Annotated in this window: 24 protein-coding genes and 3 pseudogenes; 14 read left to right on the top strand and 13 right to left on the bottom strand. The window is 43.2% G+C overall.

From position 1 onward, the window contains the following. Positions 1-263 precede the first annotated feature (263 nt). Entirely contained in the window at positions 264-533 is a 270-nt protein-coding gene (locus tag OCU48_RS17520) for a type II toxin-antitoxin system TacA family antitoxin (RefSeq protein WP_141346782.1), read from the top strand. Continuing rightward, the gene (locus tag OCU48_RS17515; RefSeq protein ID WP_141346781.1) at positions 530-1063 is read left to right on the top strand and encodes a GNAT family N-acetyltransferase; all 534 of its coding nucleotides are present in this window, start codon (positions 530-532) and stop codon (positions 1061-1063) included. The genes OCU48_RS17520 and OCU48_RS17515 overlap by 4 nt, the downstream gene beginning before the upstream one ends. Before the next feature lie 32 nt (positions 1064-1095). Here the strand turns inward: OCU48_RS17515 and OCU48_RS17510 are convergent, their stop codons facing one another. From OCU48_RS17510 to OCU48_RS17495, 4 genes and pseudogenes are all read right to left on the bottom strand, one after another. Further along, positions 1096-2145 carry a type II toxin-antitoxin system HipA family toxin gene (locus OCU48_RS17510; protein ID WP_141346780.1) on the bottom strand — a complete coding sequence of 350 codons (1050 nt, stop codon included), beginning with the start codon at positions 2143-2145 and terminating at the stop codon, positions 1096-1098. Further along, positions 2135-2455 (bottom strand): HipA N-terminal domain-containing protein, encoded by a 321-nt coding sequence (locus tag OCU48_RS17505; RefSeq protein WP_141346779.1) that lies wholly within the window; start codon positions 2453-2455, stop codon positions 2135-2137. The genes OCU48_RS17510 and OCU48_RS17505 overlap by 11 nt, the downstream gene beginning before the upstream one ends. After that, positions 2440-2760 (bottom strand): helix-turn-helix domain-containing protein, encoded by a 321-nt coding sequence (locus OCU48_RS17500; protein WP_141346778.1) that lies wholly within the window; start codon positions 2758-2760, stop codon positions 2440-2442. The genes OCU48_RS17505 and OCU48_RS17500 overlap by 16 nt, the downstream gene beginning before the upstream one ends. Positions 2761-3089: 329 nt before the next feature. Then, a pseudogene (locus OCU48_RS17495) lies at positions 3090-3224 on the bottom strand (integrase); the annotation flags it as partial. A 239-nt stretch (positions 3225-3463) separates the two neighbouring features. Here OCU48_RS17495 and OCU48_RS17490 point away from each other — a divergent pair. Further along, positions 3464-3676: pseudogene (locus tag OCU48_RS17490) on the top strand (transposase); the annotation flags it as partial. 32 nt (positions 3677-3708) lie between these two features. On the opposite strand, the gene OCU48_RS17485 reads toward OCU48_RS17490, so the two are convergent. The 3 genes from OCU48_RS17485 to OCU48_RS17475 all read right to left on the bottom strand — a co-directional run bounded on the left by OCU48_RS17485 (position 3709) and on the right by OCU48_RS17475 (position 5173). Next, the gene (locus tag OCU48_RS17485) at positions 3709-3987 is read right to left on the bottom strand and encodes a type II toxin-antitoxin system RelE/ParE family toxin (protein WP_141346776.1); all 279 of its coding nucleotides are present in this window, start codon (positions 3985-3987) and stop codon (positions 3709-3711) included. Then, entirely contained in the window at positions 3984-4268 is a 285-nt protein-coding gene (locus OCU48_RS17480) for a type II toxin-antitoxin system RelB/DinJ family antitoxin (RefSeq protein ID WP_141346775.1), read from the bottom strand. The genes OCU48_RS17485 and OCU48_RS17480 overlap by 4 nt, the downstream gene beginning before the upstream one ends. A 377-nt stretch (positions 4269-4645) precedes the next feature. Next, positions 4646-5173 (bottom strand): hypothetical protein, encoded by a 528-nt coding sequence (locus OCU48_RS17475; RefSeq protein ID WP_141346774.1) that lies wholly within the window; start codon positions 5171-5173, stop codon positions 4646-4648. A gap of 385 nt (positions 5174-5558) precedes the next feature. Here OCU48_RS17475 and OCU48_RS17470 point away from each other — a divergent pair, with 385 nt between their 5' ends. The 5 genes from OCU48_RS17470 to OCU48_RS17450 all read left to right on the top strand — a co-directional run bounded on the left by OCU48_RS17470 (position 5559) and on the right by OCU48_RS17450 (position 7178). Beyond that, the gene (locus OCU48_RS17470; protein ID WP_208727208.1) at positions 5559-5765 is read left to right on the top strand and encodes a type II toxin-antitoxin system Phd/YefM family antitoxin; all 207 of its coding nucleotides are present in this window, start codon (positions 5559-5561) and stop codon (positions 5763-5765) included. Position 5766: 1 nt separating this feature from the next. Then, positions 5767-6024 carry a Txe/YoeB family addiction module toxin gene (locus OCU48_RS17465; protein ID WP_141346773.1) on the top strand — a complete coding sequence of 86 codons (258 nt, stop codon included), beginning with the start codon at positions 5767-5769 and terminating at the stop codon, positions 6022-6024. Between the two features lie 270 nt (positions 6025-6294). Continuing rightward, positions 6295-6561 (top strand): type II toxin-antitoxin system RelB/DinJ family antitoxin, encoded by a 267-nt coding sequence (locus OCU48_RS17460; RefSeq protein WP_141346772.1) that lies wholly within the window; start codon positions 6295-6297, stop codon positions 6559-6561. Next, complete coding sequence (locus OCU48_RS17455; RefSeq protein ID WP_141346771.1) at positions 6548-6829, top strand: type II toxin-antitoxin system YafQ family toxin; 282 nt, start codon at positions 6548-6550, stop codon at positions 6827-6829. The genes OCU48_RS17460 and OCU48_RS17455 overlap by 14 nt, the downstream gene beginning before the upstream one ends. 94 nt (positions 6830-6923) lie before the next feature. Beyond that, complete coding sequence (locus OCU48_RS17450; protein WP_141346770.1) at positions 6924-7178, top strand: type II toxin-antitoxin system HipA family toxin; 255 nt, start codon at positions 6924-6926, stop codon at positions 7176-7178. 129 nt (positions 7179-7307) lie between these two features. Here OCU48_RS17450 and OCU48_RS17445 read toward each other — a convergent pair whose 3' ends face one another. From OCU48_RS17445 to OCU48_RS17425, 5 genes are all read right to left on the bottom strand, one after another. Further along, complete coding sequence (locus OCU48_RS17445) at positions 7308-8156, bottom strand: DUF7281 domain-containing protein (RefSeq protein WP_141346769.1); 849 nt, start codon at positions 8154-8156, stop codon at positions 7308-7310. Then, positions 8153-9409: a hypothetical protein gene (locus OCU48_RS17440; RefSeq protein ID WP_141346768.1), complete on the bottom strand. Its 1257-nt coding sequence runs from the start codon at positions 9407-9409 to the stop codon at positions 8153-8155. The genes OCU48_RS17445 and OCU48_RS17440 overlap by 4 nt, the downstream gene beginning before the upstream one ends. 2 nt (positions 9410-9411) lie before the next feature. Continuing rightward, the gene (locus OCU48_RS17435; RefSeq protein WP_141346767.1) at positions 9412-10038 is read right to left on the bottom strand and encodes a hypothetical protein; all 627 of its coding nucleotides are present in this window, start codon (positions 10036-10038) and stop codon (positions 9412-9414) included. Continuing rightward, positions 10038-13673, bottom strand: coding sequence for an ATP-binding protein (locus OCU48_RS17430; protein WP_167496226.1), 3636 nt, complete (start codon positions 13671-13673; stop codon positions 10038-10040). Before OCU48_RS17430 ends, OCU48_RS17435 begins: the two co-directional genes overlap by 1 nt. A 230-nt stretch (positions 13674-13903) precedes the next feature. Continuing rightward, positions 13904-14305, bottom strand: coding sequence for a hypothetical protein (locus OCU48_RS17425; RefSeq protein ID WP_141346765.1), 402 nt, complete (start codon positions 14303-14305; stop codon positions 13904-13906). 510 nt (positions 14306-14815) lie between these two features. Here OCU48_RS17425 and OCU48_RS17420 point away from each other — a divergent pair. From OCU48_RS17420 to OCU48_RS17400, 5 genes and pseudogenes are all read left to right on the top strand, one after another. Next, positions 14816-15076, top strand: a complete 261-nt coding sequence (locus OCU48_RS17420; protein WP_244312370.1) for a helix-turn-helix domain-containing protein — start codon at positions 14816-14818, stop codon at positions 15074-15076. Beyond that, positions 15063-16364 (top strand): HipA domain-containing protein, encoded by a 1302-nt coding sequence (locus tag OCU48_RS17415; RefSeq protein ID WP_141346763.1) that lies wholly within the window; start codon positions 15063-15065, stop codon positions 16362-16364. Before OCU48_RS17420 ends, OCU48_RS17415 begins: the two co-directional genes overlap by 14 nt. A gap of 848 nt (positions 16365-17212) precedes the next feature. Beyond that, complete coding sequence (locus OCU48_RS17410; RefSeq protein ID WP_141346762.1) at positions 17213-17527, top strand: helix-turn-helix domain-containing protein; 315 nt, start codon at positions 17213-17215, stop codon at positions 17525-17527. Next, positions 17524-18780 (top strand): type II toxin-antitoxin system HipA family toxin, encoded by a 1257-nt coding sequence (locus tag OCU48_RS17405; protein WP_141346761.1) that lies wholly within the window; start codon positions 17524-17526, stop codon positions 18778-18780. Before OCU48_RS17410 ends, OCU48_RS17405 begins: the two co-directional genes overlap by 4 nt. A gap of 586 nt (positions 18781-19366) precedes the next feature. Beyond that, a pseudogene (locus OCU48_RS17400) lies at positions 19367-20469 on the top strand (Fic family protein). Positions 20470-20673: 204 nt separating this feature from the next. Here the strand turns inward: OCU48_RS17400 and OCU48_RS17395 are convergent. Next, positions 20674-21840: a nucleotide sugar dehydrogenase gene (locus tag OCU48_RS17395; RefSeq protein ID WP_141346760.1), complete on the bottom strand. Its 1167-nt coding sequence runs from the start codon at positions 21838-21840 to the stop codon at positions 20674-20676. 385 nt (positions 21841-22225) lie between these two features. Here OCU48_RS17395 and OCU48_RS17390 point away from each other — a divergent pair, with 385 nt between their 5' ends. Beyond that, the gene (locus OCU48_RS17390; RefSeq protein WP_371859133.1) at positions 22226-24265 is read left to right on the top strand and encodes a YjbH domain-containing protein; all 2040 of its coding nucleotides are present in this window, start codon (positions 22226-22228) and stop codon (positions 24263-24265) included. Positions 24266-24528: the final 263 nt, after the last annotated feature.

Here is a 24528-nt window from a genome sequence, read left to right as displayed (position 1 = left end):
TGTGAGCGGCTATGTTATCGCTGAGTAGTTCCTAGAGAATTAACTTTTAGAATTTGATGGAGAGGGTGCCAAGGACCGATATCAATGACTGAGAACTCTCGTTATTGCTTTCGTGCCAATTTTGTTGATGACTACATTTTTAAATCTAGTAATTTGTAGCTTACAAAAAGTTATTCCGTAATTTATCCGTACAAATTGAATGCGATCTATATTTGCTCTATAATCTTATGCATTACGGAATATATCCGTACAAAGGAGAGGTTATGGCAACTGCACGTTTAGATATTCGCCTAGATGAAGAGATTAAGGCAAAAGCTGAAAAGGCATCAGCGTTACTTGGTTTAAAAAGTCTTACTGAGTATGTAGTCAGGCTTATGGATGAAGACGCGACTCACGTTATTGAAGAGCATGAAAGTATTGTTGTTAAAGATAGTGTTTTTGACGAGTTTATAGTCGCATGTGAAAAAGCAAGAGCGCCGAATCGATCATTGCTCGAAGCAGCCAAATTGACAAATGAGAGTGGCATCAAGTGAGTTGGAGTAAAGAGTTTGTAGAACTGAGTATGTTAAAGCACGACCGCAATTCATTCGATTGTGGAGAGCTAGAGCTTAATACGTTCATCAAAACTCAAGCAGCAAAACACATGCAAGCGGGTATCAGCCGAACGATGGTTCTGCCAAGTGCTCAACCTTTGCTCAATCAAAAACATGCAATTTGTGCATTTTATAGTGTTGCGGCAAGCTCTATTAGCCGAGAAACACTGCCAATACAGCGAGCAAAGAAACTACCTAGATATCCAGTTCCGGTTTTTTTATTAGCTCAATTAGCTGTGCACAAAGAATTTCATGGTTCAGGACTTGGGAAGATCAGTTTAATTCGCGCATTAAATTACTTGTGGGAAGTGAATCACCACATGAGAGCGTACGCTATTGTTGTCGATTGTCTTTCATCTGCTGCTCAAACATTCTGTGCAAAGTTCGGATTTGAAGTATTGTGCGAGCACAATGGGCGCATTCGTATGTTTTTGCCAATGAGCACGGTAGAGCAGCTTTTCAATCAATGATAGGCCGTTGAACTATGGTGAATTAGTACAAATTAGACAATGTCTACGTGTTCAAATTGATTTAAGTAATTATGACGACTATCAATCCATTTAATCACCTTCATGATATCCGCTTTGGGCATAAAACTATTCCTGTAGATATCTTTAATTTCATCAGCCCTCGCACAAAGCTGTTCGATCAACTTTCTAGCTAGTTTGGGGCTAATTCCAATATTGTTCGCAAACGTCAGAAAATCATAGCCTGTATAGGTACAATGCGATGTATAGTCGCTGGTATTCCCATTGTCTCCTTCTTCGTTTGCTAATAGCGGCAATGCTAATGAAGTTTCATTGGCAATGTAGTCTGGGTACGGGGCTATAGATACATAATCATAAATAGGGGCTAGCTGAGCATAGCCTTTCTCAGGCAAAAGTAAGCCAAGATTCCGCAAATGGAAGTCATTGTTACCAAGATAGTACGCTGTTAGTACCCGATTAAACAGCTCCCTTTTGAAGGATAAGCTACTGTCTACACTCGAAATTAGAAATTTACAGGCTTGTTCATAGCTAATGTAGCCCTCATCATCATCCTTTATCTTCCCGTACTTTTCACTGACATTCATTGCCGCATCCAGTTGCTCTTGATGAATAGCTTCTTCGCCTTCTCTTAAACGGTCATAACGTCTAATAATAAAAGCCCGCTCACTGTCTTCGTCCTGATCACTGAATCGAACTAAGCCAAACGCAGGAAGATCAAACCCAAGCGCTTTCATAACTAACATCGTGGCATGCTCATTTTCCGCCAAGAACGGAAATTCTGCGGGAGAAGGCTTGAGAATAAATAAAGCCTTATCTTCCACAACACCGAGCTCATTTTCATTGTTAATTGCTAACGATAACTTTGGCTGATAGCCAGAAATACTCATCCCTTTCTGTTTCTTGGGCAGCTCATGAATAAACTCTTCACGTGTAAAAGGCAAACGCATTTTATACTTGCTTGCACCAAGCAAAGCTTTTACTTCACCCTTCTTATATTCCTCTTGTTCACGATTCAAGTCATTAAGACTCGCTAAGCTGATAAGGCTTTTGTTACTAGGATACATGCTCTTCTAACCTCATCAGTTGCACTGCTCCAAGTAAGTTTTTGCCGTTAGACAAAAGCATACCTAGAGGATCATTGTCATCAATTTTTTGTAACTCAGAATAACGTTTTTTCAGCCAACCTTCTGGAGCAAGGCTTAGAAAAAATGGATGTAGCTCTTTGCTTTCAAATCGTTTTTCTTTTAATGGCATGCTCAATGACAAGCTTCGCCCCTTATAAGAAGCATCGTACTCAAATGTAAATCCATGCACATTTTGAGACAGCACGCCGCACAATTTTCCATACAACAGAACTTTTACTTTTCTATCCATATTTTCATGCCTAATTCGTTAGCCACAGCTAAAAAGTTATCTAGCGATGTTTTGCTAGGATCTTTAAGCATGCGCTTTATCGTTGAACTGGAAATATCTGTTTGCAATTCTAGTTCTTCTAACGAAATCGCTTTTTTTCGCTGTTGCATATCAGCGACCAAACTATTTTTATCGTAGATGGGATAAGTCGATATTGGTCGGTCGATGGAATCTTCAACACTGTGCAATAGATTTTGAAGAACAGAATGCATATGAGTTTCAAGCGAGTTCACCTCATCGCGTAGTTGTAACACTTTTGGATTCATTATCATCACCACACTGAAGGTCTTATGTGACCTTTATATTATAATGTTTTTAATTTAGGCTCTTTTAAGGGCTATGTAAAGAAGGCGTGTGTCATAATTGGCCTTCTTAATAAAATTTCTTATAAAAAAGTTCATATAAGGTACTTTATGGAGTGGCAAAGCTCATTAAAGAGCTTTTAAAAGCATAAGTAACAATAAATCACCAAAAATGAACCATATTTTACTTAATGGTTAGAGCTAGTGTTTAACCCTTCCGAGGTGCAACTAACTTGGCATAGTGGCATCTCAGGTTGTCGATTCGAGTTTCCAACTGAGCCATTAAAAGAACGCTAAAGCCCTTCCTTACTCATCAACTCATTAAACGCACTACCATCATTTCGCGAAGCATTAGCGACATAAGGCGCACGCACCTTAAACAATAATTGCGTATCGCTGTGCCCAAGCATTTGCGAAATCAGATTTGGTCTAATCACTTCTTAGGTAACTATAGGTGTGGTGACTTGGATTTAACCAAAAGGAGTTAGGAAGTTCAGTTTAACTAGTGCATTAACTTACTTGTTGGAAGTGAACCACCACGTGAGAGCGTACGCAATTGTGGGAAATTGCCTTACATTTAACGCTCAAACGTTTTACCCAAGGTTGGGCATAGGAGTTTGGTGCGATTACAATGGATACAACTAACTGGAAATAGTACACCAAAACTCTGATCAACGGTGGTTAAGTGACGTTCTCAATTAATGAAGAAGTCATGAGCGAGTGGAAACAACAAAGTAAACGTGGGAGGCCTCCTCGATTCAGTGATTTAGCCATTACTATTGCTCAGATGGTCACATGTAGTTTCCCTATGTTATTGAGAGCACTTCTAGATTTTGTAGACTCAGGGTTTAAGCTAGCCAACGTATCGGTTGTCTGCCCATCAATCTCGCGTTAGTTGCCGAGTCGAAATAGTCAGTCCATTGGAAACTTTTGCTTTTGGTGAAGCACTCGCATAATGCGAATGATGTCATCTTCAATCCAGAAAAATACGATCATTGAAATTTCTGAAATTATGAGCAATCGCCCTCTAATTCCCTCTCGCTGGCCCCCCATTTGAGGTTGCACTAAAAGGTTCTCAACTTTTGCTTCGATGATATCATCGGTTTTATCAGCGGCTTCGGGGTTGAAGTCGTAAAGAAACTCAAAGATCTTTTCACGATCATTAAGAGATTCTTCTTCCCACAAAATCATAATTTATCTCGGTTTCGTATCTTAGCTTTGCGCTCTGCCAAACGAGACTTGGCTGATTCGTGGTCAACAAAAGTGGCTTTTCCTGAGTCAAACTTCTCAAAAGCTAGGTTTACTTGTTCAGTTAACCATGCGTCGTGAGATAAAGCCTTTCTCTGCTGGTTGGCCAGTTGCTCAGTCAGTTCGCGACAAGCATCACTTATTGTTCTGCCTTGGCTCTCTGCCATTTGTTGGGCTAGTCGCTTTGTTTTTTCATCAACGCGAAACTGAATTCTAGTGTCCATAATGCACCCCATACCTTCTGTGTGTACAAATGTTAGCACTGGCTTTGAGGTTGGACAACTAACAAGTAAGGATTGGCGTCGCCCGGTCGATACTTTATCAGAGTCTTACATAATCCTAATGCGTCTTTATCTAGCAAATTGATCGCTTGGTAGTGAGTAGAGTACATTAAAGTCTTGTTGCTGTTGATTATCCATGGTCGTCTCGAAGGCTGACCCTTATTTAAGCGCTGAGGGGTAAGTGCCTGGTTCACTCGAGATCTATTGTATAGCGACTCCATTTAACAAATGCTTAAGGACTCAGACCGTTAATTGGAACAGAGTCCCCATTCGAATAATGAAAGGCCAATCGACATCGGGCGGGTTTTTGAAGTAGCCGATTATATAAAGGTAATCCCTGCAAGGTTGTATTGAAAGTCTAGTGGCATGTAAGCAAAGTTCAGATGCTCCGCCCAGAGGCGAAAACGTGTAAGTCTGCAGTGTCGCTCCCAGAGTGCGCTCTTATCTTCTAACTCATCTACTAGGGTGGTGCAGTAGTAGTACTTAATAAGACCAAACCCCTGTATTTTATGGTGTAAAGCGGCGTCGTCGAGTAAATCGGTGGTTTGATGTACGCAGACGTTCGCGTATTGCCTCAGTGCTTTCATAACATGAGGATCAAATTTCCAAAACTGCCAGAGTTTATCGGCAATGATCATTAACGTTTCTTGCTCCGCCAGAGAATGAAACCCCAAAACTCGTTTATCGCAGAAGTGTGGGAGTATCGGGTTGGGCCCCAAAGACAGATCTAATGCTGCCATGGTGAGCAGATCGCCCTTCAGGGGTGTGTACATGGGTAATACAGTGAGAAATTTTTCCCAACGTTCACGCGCTATTTGTTCATTTAACTTCAAGCTTTTGTGTTTCATAGTCCCTCCACAATATTGCTGAACATTTTCATTTTATATGAGGTTTTTTATTTCCAAAATTAGGGGGAATCTGGGTTAAGAGAGTACCTAAGGTAGACATCCTCATACACATACCTTGGTGTTCCATTAGGCTAATTTACTAAGCCGGGCTTTGTTTGTAGACGAATAGACTTTTTTGGGGGGACTGACGTACATCGTAATCACAAGTGCCAAACAATTGTTTTGGCTTATCGTTATTTATAGGCGTGATATGACGAATCAACGTACAACACAACTTGGACTTAATTGAATACGGGACATAATGAAAACTCTAGAGAGGAGGACGTTGATGTGACCGTGATGAATTATTCTGAAGTGCGCGCGAACCTAAAGGGTGTGTGACAAAATGATTAATGACTGCGATTCTGTCACTATACATCGTCGTGATTCTGAAAACGTAGTGATGATGAGCGAATCGGAGTTTAATGGTTGGAAGGAAACCATCCATCTCATGTCTAACCCAAAGAATGCTGCTAGATTAATGGATTCTATCGCTCAGGCAGAACAAGGGTTGGCCAGCCCAAGAGACATAGTTCTTGGTGAGGAAGAGTAGCATGTTGATCTGTTTTACAGATCATGGGTGGGATGATTATCAATACTGGATAAGCCATGATAAGAAGATTGTTAAGCGTATTAATATGCTTATAAAAGATGCAAAGCGCACTCCTTCGGAAGGCATAGGTAAACCTGAACGACTTAAAGAGAATCTTTCTGGTTACTGGTCAAGGAGGATTACGAGTGAGCATCGAGTGGGATACACATTTTCAAATGACACGTTAACCATCGTAGCGCTGAGATACCATTATACATGAGCAAGCAACATGCGGCCTATCGCGCATTATGCTGGTGGGAAAAACATCCTTACCTTAGCCCCTGACTTCATAGTGATATCTCCGCAAACACGCCCACTGTTTATCCTCAGACAATTATTTTATTCAGATTGTCTTAGTAAGTCACAAATTCAAACAGATAAAATCACACCAGTGTTGTCGAATCTACTCCCTTAAGGAGGGGGTTGTCCTCGTAACTGAGTAAGCTTTTTGCTATAGTGTAAATAATGTAGCACATATGAGGTACAATATATGAAGACGGAAATGGTCAGAGCCAGAGTATCGAGCCAATTGAAACACGAGTCAGAGGAAATTTTGGCTGAGCTTGGGATGAGTATGTCCGATGCTATCCGAATTTTTCTTAGTCAGGTGAAGTTGCGTCATGAGTTCCCTGTGGAGTTGAAAGTTCCTAATCAAGAGACTTTAAAAGCGATGCAGGAGAGTGTTACTGATGATCGTTATGACTCGTCTGATGACTTGTTTAATGATGTACTGGGCAGTGATTGTGCTAAAAATTAGAGTGAAGACGTCTTTTAAAAAAGACCTAAAACGAGCCTCTAAGAACACTCGTTACAACACCGCGTTATTGAAAGAATTGATTGATAATCATTTGATAAAAACAGGCACAGTTCCGAGTGAATACAAACCGCACTTGTTGCAAGGGAACTGGAAGCCTCACATGGAATGCCATATCCAACCCGATTTTTTGTTGATCTGGGATGTGAATTGGGATGAAAAAGAATTGATCTTGGTTCGATGTGGATCTCATTCAGAGTTGTTCGGTTAAAGAATTCGTTTGTGACATCACCGAACAGTCCCTGTGTGTTCGGGGAGTGCCGGTTCAGTCTAGGCGCTTCAAGCCATTTTGACATCTATTATCTATGAGTCATAAGGGCTCGAGTGGTAGAGAGTATCGCCGGGCAAAGGTGCTTCCTCGTCATTTCGGGCATACCGCGAGAGAAGTTGGATTAAAGATCCCGGAACTCAATGCCCTTCTGCAGGAGTTTGCCGATACCAAAGATGCAGTAATTGACACAGTAGCACAGAATCTACCTACCGATATTAATGAGGAGGTTCGAGACCCGATCTTTACTGGGCTCAATGCAACCGCTTCAAAAACAACTGCTGTCAGTTAATTGGCTTGCTCGCTTGTTCTTTTTTTAGTCATTTGTGGCTAATAGTTGAGCCAAGTTAGCCGTTTAAGGATAAGCGATTTATGGAGATTGACATTGCCTTAGGTAGTCACCAAGTTTTGCATCAGTTCCTTAAGACCTCCTTATTGGGACGAGATACAAAGGTATCTGGTGCTGAATTAATGCTTCCTGGACTACTCCGCATTGGCCTTCAATCATTAGCTTATAAACATTACCGAAAACCCCATCATCTTTTAGGGTGGCGTACTGGCGATCAAATAAGTCTGTCTGTCCTAGACGCTTAAACGTAGCCAGGTCAGTGTTTGGTGTCAGTATAGAGTCACACTTGGAAGCGCGAGCCATACTAAACCCTTGGGGATCACAATCAAAGAACCCGACAAGGCGGCAGGTTGGTAGGGCTTGCTTGATATGGGACATGACGATACTAAAATCTTTGTCACCTCGATAGGCAACTAGGGTGTCTGTTGGAAAAGTATCAAAGTCAAAATTGGCTTTCTTCAGATCGATAAAGGTTTCGAAGTTCTCGACCAATATGAATGTTGAGGCCTGTGCATTTCTAATATGGTCTAGCGGAATGGAGATGAACGCACCTTTAGGTACCACTATATGTTGTTCATTTAGTTTGAACGCCTCTTGAGTCAATGGGTATACGGATAAGAAAGTCGATTTAACTTGGTGCGAAGATAGCTTCTCGTTTTGAAAGTGTTGAGTGGCTTTGGTGCGTGTCGCCAAATCGATATCCTCAAAGACATCAATGTTGCTGTGCTGGAGATAAAGTTCTCGTATCCGATTGATATCCGTTCGTGACAGTATGAGTTTCGCCCCTGTCGCTTTACCAATACCTAAATCTTCATGCAGTGTCTTAAAGATGCCGGTGCGTTGAAGCGTGTGGCCATTTTGGTAGTTCTTGAGTGAGTTGAGGCGATTAAGATCTCGCTTGGTTAGAGATTTTGTGATCATAATGGGCGGACTGCTATGTCGGTGATATGAAGGTTGCCCAGCTGATTATTAAGGTAGTAATTGCCTATCGGTGTACACCCAACCAACTTCGAGTGCTCCTCGGTTAACGAATTGTGGTAACTCAGAAGCATGAATAGCCATGCGTCTTTGCTGATATCAAGCGAGTGGCGAATGTGCTGCTCAAAGTATACCGCAGCGGATATTTCTTCATTATTGAGGACGCAGTGTGCCAAGAGTGAGTCGCAGGCATCGCTTAGCGGGTCACTTTCTTCTGGTTCTACTTTAATAGTGAGATGTTGCGGTTCGGCAATGCTAGTCTCGGCCTCTGGGATATCAAATTCAATTGGCGTTTCTAATACCTGTTGAGCAATAGTGTCTAGGGTATCCTCAAACGCATAGTCGGTGAGGTTCGCATGGGCGTAAATGGGTACTGGCGTGATTAGGAAGTGTTTGGCATCAACCGTCTTCTCACAAGCCACCTCGGAGAAAGCGTCATCTATGTCGAGCGCAAAAGCATGTTCTGTCGTAAAAAAGGCATCAAACGCATGGACGAGTTTTTTATCCCTTTGCTTTACCCTAAAGGTCAGTAGGTGGGAGCGCAGTTTGTCGATAGTTAATTCTAGATCGGCCTGACATTCTGAAATTCGCTTGGGTAGCTCAAGACAAAGTAACTCGGTGAGTTTGCGGTCATCGGCAGCAATCTCAGTCAGCATAGATGTAGTGAATTCTTTTAGGGATAGAACAAGTTGAGTGGCCTGCGTCAGTGTTCTTTGGTTCTCGATCGCTTTGGCTTCTAATGTTTGCGCATAACCAAAGTCCTGTACCACACGAGAATGAAGTCGACTTTTCGCATCTATAAGGTCGGTGATTAGCTCATAAACAATGGCTTCAAGTTCTTCAAATAGTGCGGTTTCAGAGCGTTTGTTGTACCCGTTGCTCTGATATTTGGCGTCTAGGTACTCTGTCGCCAGTTCGCGTATTTGAGGTATGCGAGCTGCGTGCTCAGTATTTAGGTAGCGAGAGGTTTCGGTATCTAAATAATGGTGGATGAACGTCGCCAGTTTAGGGTTAATTCGATAGCCTTCACGAGTTCGAATTAATGCTCGTGCTTGAACCAGCTTTAGAATATCGCCTGAATTATCGGGAGATTCCTGAATGCTTTTCTCGTTAAATGCAGTGATTAATGTATTGCGGGCACTGTGTATGAGTCGCAAAAGCTCTTCAATACCGCCGTTATGTCTAGAGTTGTCCATGACTAAAATAACCCCTGTTGAGTGGGTTTTATCTCAGCTTTGGCAACCACATCGTATCGCTCATCAAGAAACTCTAAAACGGCATAAATATAATCAATTTTTCCCGTGACGACATAGATCTCTCTTTCCTTATGGCTAAGGGTTATCAGTCCGGTTCTGATTAGAAAATCAAAGACAGAGCGGACTTTATCATCGATTGTGCTAATGAGTTTTTTCCGTTGTTTTACCGATGGATGTTTGCAGATGGTCGATAGCTTTTCTTGGCTTGAGCTTGAGTTGGTGATGTAAGTTGAGAACCGAGCAGGGATGATTTCGTGTCCTGCCGAAATGATAGAGTCGGTGCCTGTGGTTTCACTTATCAGAGACATCAAACCCACAATTGGACGTATCGCACTATGAATCTCACTCTGCTGTTTTCGGATGGCCGCTGATGTTTGAGCGTTGATCTTCTTATAGACGGCATAGAAGGCTCCGCTTCGCTCGCTTTCAATGAGTCGTAAGTCATGAAAGCCCAATCCAAGCTCAACATTCTGACGATCATTGATGATGTAGCTATGGGCTCGTGGATGACCCCATTGGCAGATGTGTGTGCCAGACAAAAGAAGCTGTAAAGTGTTCGCCAGATTCATTACATCACCTCGCTAGATTGTGTTTTTAAGATAGCCTTTTGCAACTCAGTGGGTGAGGGCTTGTTAGTGATGATACCGCGCTTGCTAATTTGGTAGAGATTATCGAATAAGCTGGTGGTTTGTGGTGTGCCATTCGGCATCGCGGCCACCATATTGATGTTCGACTCACGCAGTAGTGCCACTAGCTTCTCTAGATTTTGGCTAGCCAATTTGTCGGCTTCATCAATAGGGAAACAAACACTCACGTTATTCTCGGTGCGCTGACTGTTGATCATCGCTGTATACAGGAGCGTTTGGATTAATAGGTTGGTACCGTTAGAGCTAAGGTGCTTCATCTCATGGTTTGTGCGAGCGATTTTGGCGGTTCCGTTCTCCGTAATATCGAATTGGATTTCAAATAGATCAGCAATGTCATGATTATTTGATTGACCGATATGCGTACTGGCCGTCTGTAGGGCCCGGTAGAATTTTAGTGGCGGTAAGTGTTGTTTGGTTGTACTGTCATACTCGCTAAAAATCTTGGCGAAATCGTCAATATCTTGCCAACCGGCTAGGCGCTTTAGAGTTGAGTTGATGGTGATTTCAATTGAGTCGATGATTTCAAAGTCATTGAACTTACGAACCTCACTTGTAATACGCCGCCCCTCGGCTTTGATCAGTTGCTCTATAGTCTTAAGGCCATCGCGGAAGTTAGAAATCATAGAGCCGATATTCATGCTTTGAGTAATGACCGTTTGAGTAACCGTAGGTAGAACCTCGGTAATGATCCGATCCAATACGGCAATCTTGCTGTTGTCTGAGCCCTGCTCATTTGAGGCAATTGAAGATTGCCAGAAAGTAAGCAGTTCACCAGTACCCCATGATCGAGTGATTTCTTCAAGCTTATGAATTTGCCGGCTGCGAGTGGTTTTTAGGGTCCGAATGTCTTCTAGTTTAGCTAAGGTGGAGTGTACCAGTGTGGTGTAGTCGCCGGAGAAACTGAATTCGAGATCGCCAAGGTCACTTTCTACAAATTGCAGATCAATTTTTTGGATGCAACTTTCAAAACGATTCAAGTTAGTGTCTTCAAATTTCTCTTGGGCCTTCACCTCATCAAGTTGGGATTTGAACTCACGTCTGACTTTGGTGATTTCAGACTGCAGTTTTGCACTGGTGTGCTCAGAAGTCTGCAACGTCTCATGGAGGACCTTGACCTCTTGGCGCTGCTCCGCAATGACGGTTTCTTGAGTGCGTTGCCATGCGTGGTAGTCTCGAATGTCATCCTCTGAGTTTTCTAAGGTTTCGATTTTGACTTCTAATGCCTTGATTTCTTGCTTGTACTCTTTAAACAATTCATCGCTAATACCCGCTTTGTCACGTCTTGCTTTGATTTCTTTTTTCAATAACGCCAGGCTGTTGTCATAAGTGGCGATGGCTGACCGTTTTTGAGCTAGTAGTGTCTCTTTCTCTTGCTCGAAGGTGGTATCCAAATCAGATTTGAGTTCCAAATGAGTGTTATTCTCCACCTCAAGATTGGTTTGCAGTTGAGATGCGATTTCGGAAAGCTCAGTTTCTATCTGTTTTATGTCTGTTTCGTTGACTGAGAATGCTTTCTCCGCAGCAATACGGTTCTGCTCTTTGCTTTGTAAGATCTCGACCTTCTTGCTTTCGATGTTCTGGGTGTGTAACTCAACGTCTTTCTCAGACTGATCGCATGCTGTTTGCACCTGCGAAAGGCGAGCTCTGGTTTCCTTTAATGTTTTTTTCAGCTTGGTGGCATTGGTATTTAGGTTGTCACGTTCTTGTATGAGCCTGTCACACTCGCGAACCTGCTTAGTGAGTCTTTCTTGCATTTCTACAGTTGTAAAGCTAGAAGGGGGTAGGTGGCCTGTTTCAATACCTATCCCAAAGAGCAAGTCAGACTCCTGGCACAGTTCTGGTTTCATACGTGTATCAAGCAAAATATCTGGATTTAGAATCTTCCCAATAGGTTGGTTTTCCCAGTTTGGTGAATGCTCATTTAGGAATGCGACTAGAGTTTCTGAGGAAGGGTCGAGCAGTTTACTGAGACGTTCAATCTCCGATTCTAAAGATTCTATTGATTTATTTGCTTCTGCAATTTTGGTGAGCAGAGAATCTGTCTCAGAGCGCTCTTTGGCCTCTTGTTTACCAACCGAAATGAGGTCTTTTTGATGGTTCGAAAAGGCTTGTTGGCTGTCAGCCTTTAGTTCTTCAAGCTTTTCAAGTTCTTGAATTAGCTTCTCGTTAGCAGCTGGGTTTTCTAAGCTTGAACGTAAGGAACCGCGCAAACTTAATAGCGCCTCTTTGCTCTTTCTGATGCTATCTGACTTTTTTGAAGCTACTTTATTAAGTTGCTCCTTCTCGGCGTTATGCGTATCACCCAGGGTCGCTTTTTCAGATTCATAAGCGCGCTCTTTGTCTCGGAGGTCGTTCTCAATATCATTGATGGTGGTTTGTTTGGTTCTGGATAGGGTCATCTCGATTTTAGTGAAGTGGTCATCGATATTATCGATTTCGATTTCTAATTTATTAAAGTGACCCTGTCGGTGCCTAAGTTCTTCACGCTTCTTAGACAGACTGCTGAAATCCGTTGCTATCTCGGCCATGCCTTGGTCAATGTAACTATTTTTTTGTTCATCATTATATGAGAGGGCTTGGATCAGAGTGCGAGCTTTTATCTTACTGGTTGACTGGAGTTCAACCTCTTCGGCGTGTAATTCCTGAAGTTGTAAAAGCGCTTTTTCGCGCTCAACCTCTAGGCGGTTTTTCTCGGCTGTAAGTTGGGGTAAGACCTCAGACCTAATGATTTCACTGCGGTCTGCAAACTCTTTTCTTGCTTCAAATAAATAGGTTGAGTTGGCAATGATGACATTGTTATTCCTCACAACGTCGGCAAAATCTTGCTCGTATTTTGCAAATGAGGAGATGCCTTGGTAGTCATTGCACCATGACTCAACTTGTTCAAGGTTGATACCCAGCTTGATGTCATTGTCTTGCATGCCGATAATTTCAATCAGCAGTCGCTTGCTGTTCTCCATGCTAAATTCACCCTGTAATAGCGCGATGGAGATCTTCTCGACATGCTTAATATTACGAGTGCCCGAGCATAGAGAGTAAGGTGTAAACTCGCGAGGCCAAGAACTGCTATTAAGGTTTTGAATGATGCTTCGATAGGTGCTGATGCTTGTGATTGCTTTACTGTAGTTCAGTGAGTGATCAAGTAAGCTTTGAATAAGTTCATTGGAAGGGATTGCCTGAGACAGCCCGCTTTCTGAGTCTTTGATGATGACTGAGTTAATGAATGGTCCATCAACGAATCGATAAGACATTTCACCGGCTTTGTTCGGTTCCTTGGTAATAATCACATGAGCCAGTTGAGTTCGATTAGTCACGTACTCGAAGATAATATAGCTGTTGGTGTTGGGTAGGTACCACTTGGTGAATGGGTGGGCTGCTCCCCCAATAATACTTTTTCTGTCGGCTCCAAAGAAGAACGGAATGAGCTTGAGTAGACTTGTTTTTCCCGCACCATTTGAGCCGGTGACTCGTGTGCTGCCGTTAAAGTCGAATTCGCTGAGTAGGTGCCCATGAGGTTTGCTGTTGATTGTGATTATTCTTTTAAGGCCTGGGGTCATGGCGTATCCTTTAAATGCAGAACGAGTAGATTGAGCGATCTTAATTTCAGATAGATACAAATAGCACATCTAAGCGACAAAATTAGTCTCTAAAAGTTCATGGTAAAAATCTGCTCGGCACTTTATAGAATGACAGACGTCATCAAAAAGTTGAATGGGAAAAATTAACAAGCACTTTAAGCCTCACAAAAACAGTTGGGTGGCCTCAGCTTTGCTTCCAATTGAGATCTCTACGAAGGCTCTTGAACTGTAGTTGGTCTTGGGGTGAATTTAAATCCGATTTTGCCAAATCCTGCGTCAATTGCCATCTGCTCAATCTCAGTATTCAGGATACGCTTTATCGCACCCTCTTGCGAAAGCTTGTTATTAGCGGCCAGCAGTTGACTCATGATCTCGTTTTGCGGTGCATTCTTATTGCTCCACATGTTTATGTAAATTGGCGTAAGCCCCTTATCGAATAGATATGGACTTAAATCATGTAGTAAGAAGTGAGTCTTTCCTATGCGTCGGCTCCCCAGATAAGCCATCTGAGAAAATAGAGTGTCTTGACACATAGTGCCGATATGGCGAGCCAAGTCTTCGCGAGGGTATGACCAGGGAGCTGGGTTGTTGATGTGCTCTAACTGTTTCACGACGCCACCTCTGTGCTTTCATTAAAATTCATTTCAATTTGATGAATTCATTTTTCAAGATGAAAGGTGATGAAGTCGCATAAAATGAACATCCACAAGTAAATATGCAAATAGCGGTTGAACTGATACAACACTTAACGATAGCAAGAGTCTTCGACAACATAGATTCAACTCACATTTTCTTATCTTAAGCGCGGCTTTATGATTTGTGACCTTTTTGGGTTTTTAGGGGGAGGTATCATAAATTAATCCTACTGCAATAGACTTATACGTCATATTGTCGTGCAATCCGTATAAAAGTCTATTAAGCTAGACTTTTATAGTGTCAAGGTTGCAGCTTTCTTTTAAAGTACACTCCACTAGACTTTTAGGCTATAACAGGCCTGATAGTTATAAAAAGTTCACTTGGGCAGACTTAATAGTTAAGGGCGCACTATGGCGAGAAAGGTCAAGGCTTCATCCACTCCCGATCTAAACCGTCCGTTTTCATTGCCGTTATTGGGGCAGGCCGTGAAGGCGAGACGAACGCAAGCCGGCATTACACTGGCGGACGCCGCCAGTTTGAGTGGCGTTGCCAAGCAAACATTCATTAATATCGAGAAGGGCAGTAGCGATGTTAAGGTGTCCTCGCTGATGCAGGTCATTGTAGCGATGGGCGTGAAGTTGTGCATTGAACCTTGGTCCGGTATGCGTGATGACGATAGCCTTTCAGGCTCGGTAATAAAAGGCTCAAGAAAAAGACTAGGGGGGGAAGGCGATGAGTGGGTCTGATCCATATACCTTGGATATTCTGTATGGCGAGAACCTGGTCGGGAAGTTGAAGTTGGGTGAGGCGAGTGAGTTGAGCTTAACTTATACCGATGAATGGCAAGAACAAGGCTTTCCTCTCTCTCCGCACTTGCCCTTTGGCGCCCCCATTTTGTCACTGTCCATTCGTAAATACTTGCAGAATCTATTGCCAGAAAACCAAGGGCTTGATCACCTGATTGAGTATCTAGGCGTAACGCGAAGCAATATATTCCGGTTGGTCGGCGGCATTGGCTATGACGCATCTGGTGCCATGCTATTTGTACCGGAGGGCGAAAGAGACACTGAGCAAACTCAATTTCGACCTATCGAAGATGCCGAGATTATCACTCGTTTGTCGGATGGGGCGTATGAGCATCTTGAGGTGTGGGATGGTCGTCCAAGACTTTCTGTGGCAGGCGTTCAATCAAAACTGAATGTTTTGTGTATGGACGACCAAATCGGCCTTGCTGATGGCGATCTGTGTTCAACGCACATCATCAAATTTGAAAAGTCAAATCAACGCCATTTGGTGCTAAATGAATTCGTGACCATGACCCTCGCGAAATTTGTAGGGCTTGATGTTGCCGAGGTATCCATGCGCTATTTTGGAGAGTATCCCTCGTTACTTGTAGAGCGATTTGATAGGCGTCGCTTTGGTGATGTCGTTCGCCGGCGTCACGTTATCGATGGCTGCCAAGCGACCAACTTGGGTGTCGACTATAAGTATGAGCGTAACCTTGGAACACAAAGAGACGTCGCACATATTCGTGATGGTGTGAGTTTTGTGCGTCTATTTGAATTAAGCGATCATTTTGCCAATCCTGCACAAGCAAAGCTAAGTCTTTTGGAGTGGGCTTTGTTTAACTTATTGGTTGGGAATGCAGATTCTCACGGAAAGAACTTCAGTTTCTTTGTCTCGTTCGATGGTTTGCAGCCCACCCCGTTGTATGACCTAGTCAATGTCGCCATGTATCCAGAGTTCGAGCAAGATCTGGCGATGGCCTTTGGGGATGAATTTAATCCAGCGGAAGTGAATGCTTATCAGCTGTTGGAGTTTGCTGAGGAATGTGGCATCGCCAAGCCCTTGCTACAGCGAACATTAGAACGGTTAGTTAAAGTTGTATTAGCTCAAATACAACCGGCTATTGAGACTTATGATAACCCAAGCCTCGAGCAGGTTGAGTACTTGGAGCGCTATGCCGCGGTGGTACGTCAAAGGGCAAACCATTTCAAGGAGCAATTGGATGAGTTACCAACTTTAAAACTTTAATGCCTGGCGGGCTGATAGGATCGAGCGTCACATTGTGGCTCTTTATGGTCGTTTTTACATATCGCAGTCCCAGTGTTTGTGCTTTTTATTTCCATCGTCTCTATGGTGTCATATCAAACTAACCGCAGCTTTCATCAGTACACCGCTGCGCAGCCGTTTCTGCAATGCGTTGAGCAACTGAATTTTATGGTTGCTCTTCGAGAACTGCAGAAATGGTAGTGCGTTCATGCAATTATTCTGACTAGTCACGTTACGTTAAAGCTTGCTGTCCACAGGCGGGTTGGAGGGGCTATTGTCAATTCGTCTTTGTCTATTTATCTGTTAGGGTCTTCCGTCGGGGAGTCATAAAACAAATTATTAGATCAATAAAAGAGACCTCTACCGCTCTTAAAAGGCCGATGGTTCGAGATTAGGGGGGATGTGATTAGAATGCCTATTCGCATCACCTGGTGATTAGATTAGCTGGTGGATTCGCTTAACACAGACCTGAGAGAATCAGCCAAAACTGGGTTAAGAGCTCTACGAATGCTCTTGAATTGTCTAAACCATCTCCAACGTGTTTTACCGTAATCTATTTTTAACGCCCTAGGCCTTTGTTAATTAACTTACAGCCATAGTGAACAATTGACCTGCTTATCTAATTGAATTTCTGATACGACAAAATTTCAGTGTAAAGTCCCGGTAAACCCTTCAAGATTGAGTACAGTGCGAAAGTGGTTCTTTCATTATAAACAACTAAAAAGTTGTATGGATGCAAATTAACAACTAAAGAGTTGTAAGTGTTTAAATAAACAACTAATATGCTGTTAATGATTTAATGTACAATAATTAAGCTGTTTGAGGGTTGGATGAAGACGATTGATGACATAGCTGAGCTGCTTGTTGCACAACGTAAAACGTTGGGAATTGAACAAAAAGACATGTACATGCGCATCGGTATGAAGCAGCAACAGTATCAGCGCATCGAATCTGGTAGTGACGTTAGATTGTCGACCTTACTGAGGGTTTTAGAAGGACTAGATTTAGAACTTTCGATTGTCCCAAGGGGTAAAAAGGTCACTTCTACCCTTACCGAGTCTACTGGCAACCATGCAAAGAACGATGAGTTAAAAGACGACTCTGATGATCTTAGCTTCTGGTTCAACTCTGAGGACGAGGTATGAACAAACCACTAGAGAAAGTGGAAGGCCTTGCTATTTATTTACACGGCAATCGTGTGGGTGTCATCGCGCATTATGCTGGTGGGAAAAACATCCTTACCTTCGACCCTGACTTCATAGCGATATCTCCGCAGGCGCGTCAGGTATTTACTCTTAGGCAATTATTTGACCCTGATTATCTGAGTAAATCACAAATTCGAACAGATAAAATCCCACCAGTGTTGTCTAATCTGCTCCCAGAGGGGGCATTGAGAGAACTCACTGCTAAGGCACTTCAGTGTCATGTTAATAATGAATTTTTACTATTAGCGTATATGGGAGCGAATTTACCTGGAGCAATTATTGCTACGCCAATAGCTGCAGGTGACGTTCCAAACTGGGCACTAGAGCAACGATTATCGACTGAGCCTCAACAGATCAATGTGAGACATGCCAATAGTAAGTTTTCTCTTGCTGGGGTACAGATGAAGTTTTCGTCATCATTTAGAGATGGACGTTACCACATTGATAAAGAGTTTTCTGGGGATATGTGGATCATCAAAACACCCTCATCGATCCACCGTGGTGTTCCGCTGAACGAATTTAGCTGTATGAAACTCGCTGAAATGGTGGGAGCTGAGGTACCAGAGGTTCGATTGATTGAAATGAAAGAACTGGAGGGGATGCCGAGTATCAGGTTACCTGATGAGCAATACGCGTATGGGATAAAACGTTTTGATCGGAGTGACATTGGGCGTATCCACACCGAGGATTTTGCTCAGGTATTCGGTTTGTATCCTGCAGATAAATATCAACGCGTCAATTACGAGCAACTTGGTAGGATAGTTTATCAATACAGCAATCAACGTTTGAAGAATATTCAGCAATTCGCCAGACGACTTCTCATCAATATATTGTTGGGAAATGGCGATGCGCACTTGAAAAACTGGACGCTGATATACTCTGATCAGAGATCTCCAAGTTTGTCACCACTCTACGATGTGGTATTTTCATCTCCTTATATAGCTGGTGATAGCCTTGCCCTTAACCTATCAGGCACCAAGAATTGGTTTGATATTTCTTTGGATGATTTCAAGCGATGGGCTGAAAAAACCGGTGCGCCTTGGATTGCGATAAAGCCCCATCTTTTAGATGTTCTTGAGAGAGCTCGAAGCTATTGGCCTGATACGCTCGAAACATTACCCATGCTGGATGAGCATAAAATTGCACTCAGAAAGCACTGGTCTCAATTGACCCCAGATTTTAGATTGATTTAAATGAGAGAGCAGTATCCGTGTAGTGTGACTTTTTCTATTTATCCGTGTAGTGTGACTTTTTCTATTTATCTGTGTTGAGTAAACCTAATGTAAATAGAGTTACTGTAATTTCTATGACAGTAGATCGGAAAGTATTGAGCGGTGTGATGATGTGATTATGAAGTCTATTCGAATCATATTGTGATTAGATGATCTGGTGGATTCGAATCACTGAGGTCTTTGAACTGCGAGTGAAACTGTCTCAAAACGACGATTTCGGAGCAAAAAGTGTCTCATCCCATTCTGGGTGCTCGATATAAATGCATTTAAATCAACAGCTTATGTTGGAGCCTCTAATCCATTCCAATAACTCTAACTTTCGCTTTGATCCTTGAAAATGCATGTTAAATCCCTCTAAATCAATGGATTACCTGACCATCATAAAATAGAGATCCTTTTTGAGACGGTTGATCTGTTAAAAAAGTGTCTCACTCCGTATTCATGACTTTTATATACAGTGGATTTATGATTATTGATTCGTTTACCCACCTTATTCAAATCATAATGTGATTAGAATAAGGTGGGTAAACGAATCAGAGAGTCAGATATGTGGATATGGGAACAACCGAACTGGCCTGCGTTTCAATGGGATAGGGAGCGTATTGAGCCTATTTTGCGTGAGACCAGGTTGAACCAAGGGATATTGTTGGGAAAGATGTCGACTCAGTCGCTCGACCATAAACAAAGTATGCTCGATACATTGCTAGCCAACATCGTTCATTCAAGTGCGATTGAAGGTGAAAAATTGAATGCGTTTACGGTTCGCTCCTCACTCGCGAATAAGCTTGGGGTGTCGGAAGAAAAACCGTTTCCAACCACTGAGCAAACCGATGGCCTAGCGGACATCATGTTAGATGCTATCGAGCGTCTAGAAGAGCCTCTGACGTTAGAGCGTATATTATATTGGCATGAGAAACTGTTTCCGAGTGGGTATACGTTGTTCAATCCCGTGGTAGGCGGAAAGTGGCGAGGGGATGCGCCAATGCAAGTCGTGTCAGGATGTATTGATAGACCGAATGTCCATTTTGAAGCACCACCACGAACGGTGCTGGAAGTGGAATTGGATCAATTCGTAGAATGGTTTAGCACGTCTAGAACGGATGCCCTTGTAGACCCTCTATTAAGAGCTGCCATCACGCATCTTTGGTTTGTTACCTTGCATCCGCTTGATGATGGCAATGGGCGTATCACTCGCCTTCTGACCGATTTGGCATTGGCCCAGGCCGATAAGCAATCGGTTCGTTTTTATGCCATGTCTGTGGGGGTCATGGCCAATCGCAAAAGCTATTATGAAATACTCGAACAAACCCAAAAAGGTGACCTTGATATCACTGAGTGGATAGTGTGGTTTTGTAAAGTCCTCAATGAAACGTTCGCTGATGTCTTAAATGAGATTGAGCTGACTATACAGAAACCAATTATTGGAGGAAAGTTGATCAGACAAAGCTCTCATCTGAACAAACCAAAATACTTAATCGACTAGTAGATGGCGATTTTCCCGAAGGGATAAATAACAGTCAGTACCATAAGGTTGCAAAGGTCAGCAAGCCAACCGCAACTCGGCACCTTGCTTATTTGGTAGAAATAGGGTGTCTAAAGAGGACTGATGCTGGTGGTCGAAGTACAAGATATGTGCTCAATATAGCTTGATATACTTAGGGTGGCACAGGGTGTTATTGTGGCGGGAGTTTTTATTTGGGTGAAGTCTCCCCAATAGGCCCAAGAATTTTTTTCAGTGGGCTTTAGGGAGTTATGAGACCAATACTGATCAGCTATGAAACGAAAAGCCCTAGCAATGTAGCTAGGGCTTGGTGTGATATTGAGGAAGTTCGGCTGGCTTCCTATGCGGTAACGTTAATCACTACCGAACAGGTCGCGAGTGTACACTTTCGCTTCAACGTCTTTGATGTCTTCAACCATACGGTTAGATACGATCACATCAGAAACTTGTTTGAATTCTTCTAGATCGCGGATGTTACGTGAATGGAAGAAGTGGTCTTCTTGAAGAACCGGTTCATACACCACAACCTCAATGCCTTTTGCTTTCAATCGCTTCATGATGCCTTGAATTGATGATGCACGGAAGTTATCAGAGCCAGCCTTCATGATAAGACGATAGATCCCCACCACTTTTGGATTGCGGTTTAAGATAGAGTCCGCAACGAAGTCTTTACGCGTGCGGTTAGCATCCACAATCGCGCCAATAATGTTGTTTGGCACTTCTTCATAGTTAGCAAGCAACTGCTTGGTGTCTTTTGGTAGACAGTAACCGCCGTAACCAAATGACGGGTTGTTGTAGTGGTTACCAATACGAGGATCTAAGCCGACACCTTCAATGATCTGACGTGAGTCAAGACCGTGGGCTTCAGCGTAAGAGTCCAATTCGTTAAAGTATGCGACGCGAAGCGCTAGGTAGGTGTTTGAGAATAGCTTAACTGCTTCGGCTTCGGTTGAATCGGTAAACAGAACGTCAATGTCGGTTTTCTCTGCGCCTTCGAGCAATAGGTCTGCAAATACCTTTGCACGCTCACTGCGCTCACCCACGATAATACGAGATGGGTGCAAGTTGTCGTACAGCGCGCGACCTTCACGCAAAAACTCTGGAGAGAAGATGAGGTTTTTGCAGCCAAGCTCTTCTTTGATGCGAGCCGTATAACCTACTGGAACCGTGGATTTGATGATCATCACAGCATCTGGATTGATTTCTATGACTTGTTTAATCACGGTTTCAACCGATGAAGTATTGAAGTAGTTCGTTTGTGGATCGTAGTCAGTAGGCGTGGCGATGACAACATACTTAGCATCTTTATAAGCCTGTTCTTTGTCTAGCGTAGCGGTAAAGTTCAGCGCTTTCTCTGAAAGGAACTGTTCTATCTCAGCATCAACAATCGGTGATTTCTTGTTGTTCAGCAGTTCGACTTTCTCTGGGATGATATCCACAGCCACGACTTCATGATGCTGCGCGAGTAATACCGCGTTGGACAGACCAACATAGCCTGTACCGGCAATCGCTATTTTCATAATTCTTCCTTTGGATTATTTTTATTTTGCCAACATTGGCGCGATTTTCTCACACTTCGATGTTCGTTTTAAGGCAAATTGTGGCAAAGGCCAATCAACTTACGAGAAATACGTAGTAAAGGGTAATTGGTTTCTACATCAAGCGCCATATTGGGGTGTTTCACACGTTAACTGGTGACGAGTGGCTAGGTCGAAGATGATGGCTCGTCGTTTCCTCAATTCTTCGTTTGACAACAATGCGCTAGCCCACAGCATTAAGGAATATTGTTCGATTTTCATTAAAGTGCATTGTCTTAATGTTATCAGTTGGTTATGGTGGTTTTACATGGATTACAGATAGAATATGGATGTTCTTTTGTACAAATTTACTTCACATCGATTGATCGTGGGCTCTATTCTCGTCTTCAGTGGCGCTTCAGCGGCGAGTGTGGACATTCTCCCTTCTCAGCAAGGCTTTAGTGGCTTGATATTTACCCCTAATGCCCAAACTCTAGAAACAGGCAGAGGCAGCGCGGCATTTGGCCAGGGTGTGCCCTATCGCGGCAGCATCGCGGAGCTGGACAGTTGGTATGTGAATGCTGGCGTATTGCCTCATTTGGAGGTGGGCGGACGCATCGTCACCAAGACGTATAATTGCAATACTTACTTTGAATCTGATTGTGGCATACGAGATCTCTCTGCATCGGCTAAATTTCAGCTTCCTTACCTAGAAGATTTAGCCGGCTTTAACTTAGCCTTTGGTGCGCAAGATATTGGCGGGGCGGCAAGCAACTTTGACGCTTACTTTGTGGTCGCAGATACCGAAATCGACGCCTTTAATCTGCGTCTTAGCGGTGGGTACGGTAAATCGGATCTGAGCTTAGGTGTGCTTGACGGGCCGTTTGCGGGAGCCGAGTGGCAACCCTTTGATTTTGTGCAATTGGCAGGCGAGTACGACGCACAAGAGTTCAACGCGGCAGTTCGCGTTATGACTCCAAGAGATATGCTCCCTTATGGCGCTCAAGTTGCGGCGCAGTATCAATTGTATTCTGGGCACGACAATCAAGACCAAACCCTATGGGGCGTCAGTGCTTCGGTTCCCTTCTTTGGTGATACCTTTACTAGGCAAAAATACTCAGACATAAAGCCAGACTCTACCTCTCAAGTTACTACTGAGCTGTCCAAAAGTGAGGCGAGCAGCCTGACGCAACTCATCGGAAAGCTAGAACAAGAGGGCTTTGTGAACATTCGCGTAGGGTCAAACCTGAATACGTTGGTGGTGGCGTTAGAAAATAAACGCTATCAGCACAACACCATGGATGGGGCCGGCGTTGCACTGGGCATCATTTCCGCTCACGCGGGTGAAGGGGTGTTCTCTGAACTACCAGGAGTGACTGGCAGGGCGCAAAACGTAGAGTTAATACTGATTCAAAACAAGATCCCAATGCTTGCCATTAATACCGAGCTAAACTGCTATCGAGAATTTCTCGAAAATGGCAGCAAGTGTACTCAGACCCAATTTGCCAATCATGATCTTGTGGCAAAGCTTGAACAAACGACGTGGCGCTACGAAACCACTAATGATGGCTTTGGGTACAGTGAGCTGATTTTCTCGCCAGTCATGAACTACGCGGTTGCAACGGAATACGGCTTTTTTGACTATTCCATAGGTCTTGGAACCAACTTGTATACGCCGCTTTGGAAAGGCGCTGCAATTGATGTCAGGCACATTTTGCCTATCGCCAACAGCGATGATTACGATGATGGTTATTTTGAATACGATGCGTTGGAAAATGAAGTTGATCGCGCTTTAGTGCATCAAGCGTTTCGTTTACCGTTAGATACTATGACGTTATTCAGCGCCGGCTTAATACGAAGTGATTATTACGGCGGCCAAAATGAAACGCAGTGGTACAGTCAAAGTGGCATGCATAACCTCGGCTTTGAAGTCGGTTACTTTGAAGAAAAAGATAGCATCGATGTTGATGCTCGTACGCCGTTACTTGCTCACTATCGCTTGTCGGTCGCGCAGTGGAACTGGCAGATGCTAGTGGAAGGCGGCGAGTTTTGGGGCGGCGATCAAGGCGTTAGAGCAACCACCAGTCACTGGCTTGGAGATACGCGACTAGACGCGTCTTACCTAAACAGCGAATCAGAGCAGTTTGTTACCCTTAATGTATCAATACCGTTCACGGTATGGCGCGGCATGAAGCCTGATTATTTGACTGTACGCGGCGTGAGCGAGTGGAACTTTGGCGTACAGACACGTGTTGGGGAATCGCATAATCAGTTGAACACAGGGCTTGGTCAAACTGCTAACAATTACCACAATCTTGATAGACAGTACTTGAATCGATCACGCCTGAATCCGAATTACTTTGAACGTAATACTCTGAGATTGCGTAATGCTTATTTACGGTATTTGGATGAAGTAGTGTATGAGTGATGAGTTGATAGACGACGTACGTTGATAATTCATGGTATTGCTGATTGATTTTTTGGTAAAAAAATCGAACCACTGGGCTGGTAGTTTTCTCTTCTAAATCATTCTATTAATGACCCAATAATCACCTGAAATCGGGTATTTCTACAAAATATGAATGTGCTAATATAAAACTGCTTCATTGAGTCTTTGTTGTTATTGAGTAATAGCTTATTATCACAAGCAAGTATGTTACTTTGGGTCGTCATCCGTCAAAGTACAATTAT

The organism is Vibrio inusitatus, assembly GCA_024346935.1.
In the GTDB taxonomy this organism is placed as follows: Bacteria; Pseudomonadota; Gammaproteobacteria; order Enterobacterales; family Vibrionaceae; genus Vibrio; species Vibrio inusitatus.
Note: the sequence above shows the minus strand (reverse complement) of the source record. Positions and strands in the feature narration are given on the sequence as shown.

Bases quoted from the DNA above. Each gene is read 5' to 3' on its own strand.
- OCU48_RS17415 (WP_141346763.1), top strand. From the start codon at position 15,063: ATGAGTGGGTCTGATCCATATACCTTGGATATTCTGTATGGCGAGAAC.
- OCU48_RS17450 (WP_141346770.1), top strand. From the start codon at position 6,924: ATGAGTCATAAGGGCTCGAGTGGTAGAGAGTATCGCCGGGCAAAGGTG.
- OCU48_RS17485 (WP_141346776.1), bottom strand. From the start codon at position 3,987: ATGATTTTGTGGGAAGAAGAATCTCTTAATGATCGTGAAAAGATCTTT.
- OCU48_RS17435 (WP_141346767.1), bottom strand. From the start codon at position 10,038: ATGAATCTGGCGAACACTTTACAGCTTCTTTTGTCTGGCACACACATC.
- OCU48_RS17430 (WP_167496226.1), bottom strand. From the start codon at position 13,673: ATGACCCCAGGCCTTAAAAGAATAATCACAATCAACAGCAAACCTCAT.
- OCU48_RS17410 (WP_141346762.1), top strand. From the start codon at position 17,213: ATGAAGACGATTGATGACATAGCTGAGCTGCTTGTTGCACAACGTAAA.
- OCU48_RS17465 (WP_141346773.1), top strand. From the start codon at position 5,767: ATGTTGATCTGTTTTACAGATCATGGGTGGGATGATTATCAATACTGG.
- OCU48_RS17480 (WP_141346775.1), bottom strand. From the start codon at position 4,268: ATGGACACTAGAATTCAGTTTCGCGTTGATGAAAAAACAAAGCGACTA.
- OCU48_RS17520 (WP_141346782.1), top strand. From the start codon at position 264: ATGGCAACTGCACGTTTAGATATTCGCCTAGATGAAGAGATTAAGGCA.
- OCU48_RS17500 (WP_141346778.1), bottom strand. From the start codon at position 2,760: ATGAATCCAAAAGTGTTACAACTACGCGATGAGGTGAACTCGCTTGAA.
- OCU48_RS17475 (WP_141346774.1), bottom strand. From the start codon at position 5,173: ATGAAACACAAAAGCTTGAAGTTAAATGAACAAATAGCGCGTGAACGT.
- OCU48_RS17470 (WP_208727208.1), top strand. From the start codon at position 5,559: ATGATTAATGACTGCGATTCTGTCACTATACATCGTCGTGATTCTGAA.
- OCU48_RS17505 (WP_141346779.1), bottom strand. From the start codon at position 2,455: ATGGATAGAAAAGTAAAAGTTCTGTTGTATGGAAAATTGTGCGGCGTG.
- OCU48_RS17510 (WP_141346780.1), bottom strand. From the start codon at position 2,145: ATGTATCCTAGTAACAAAAGCCTTATCAGCTTAGCGAGTCTTAATGAC.
- OCU48_RS17395 (WP_141346760.1), bottom strand. From the start codon at position 21,840: ATGAAAATAGCGATTGCCGGTACAGGCTATGTTGGTCTGTCCAACGCG.
- OCU48_RS17445 (WP_141346769.1), bottom strand. From the start codon at position 8,156: ATGATCACAAAATCTCTAACCAAGCGAGATCTTAATCGCCTCAACTCA.
- OCU48_RS17440 (WP_141346768.1), bottom strand. From the start codon at position 9,409: ATGGACAACTCTAGACATAACGGCGGTATTGAAGAGCTTTTGCGACTC.
- OCU48_RS17405 (WP_141346761.1), top strand. From the start codon at position 17,524: ATGAACAAACCACTAGAGAAAGTGGAAGGCCTTGCTATTTATTTACAC.
- OCU48_RS17460 (WP_141346772.1), top strand. From the start codon at position 6,295: ATGAAGACGGAAATGGTCAGAGCCAGAGTATCGAGCCAATTGAAACAC.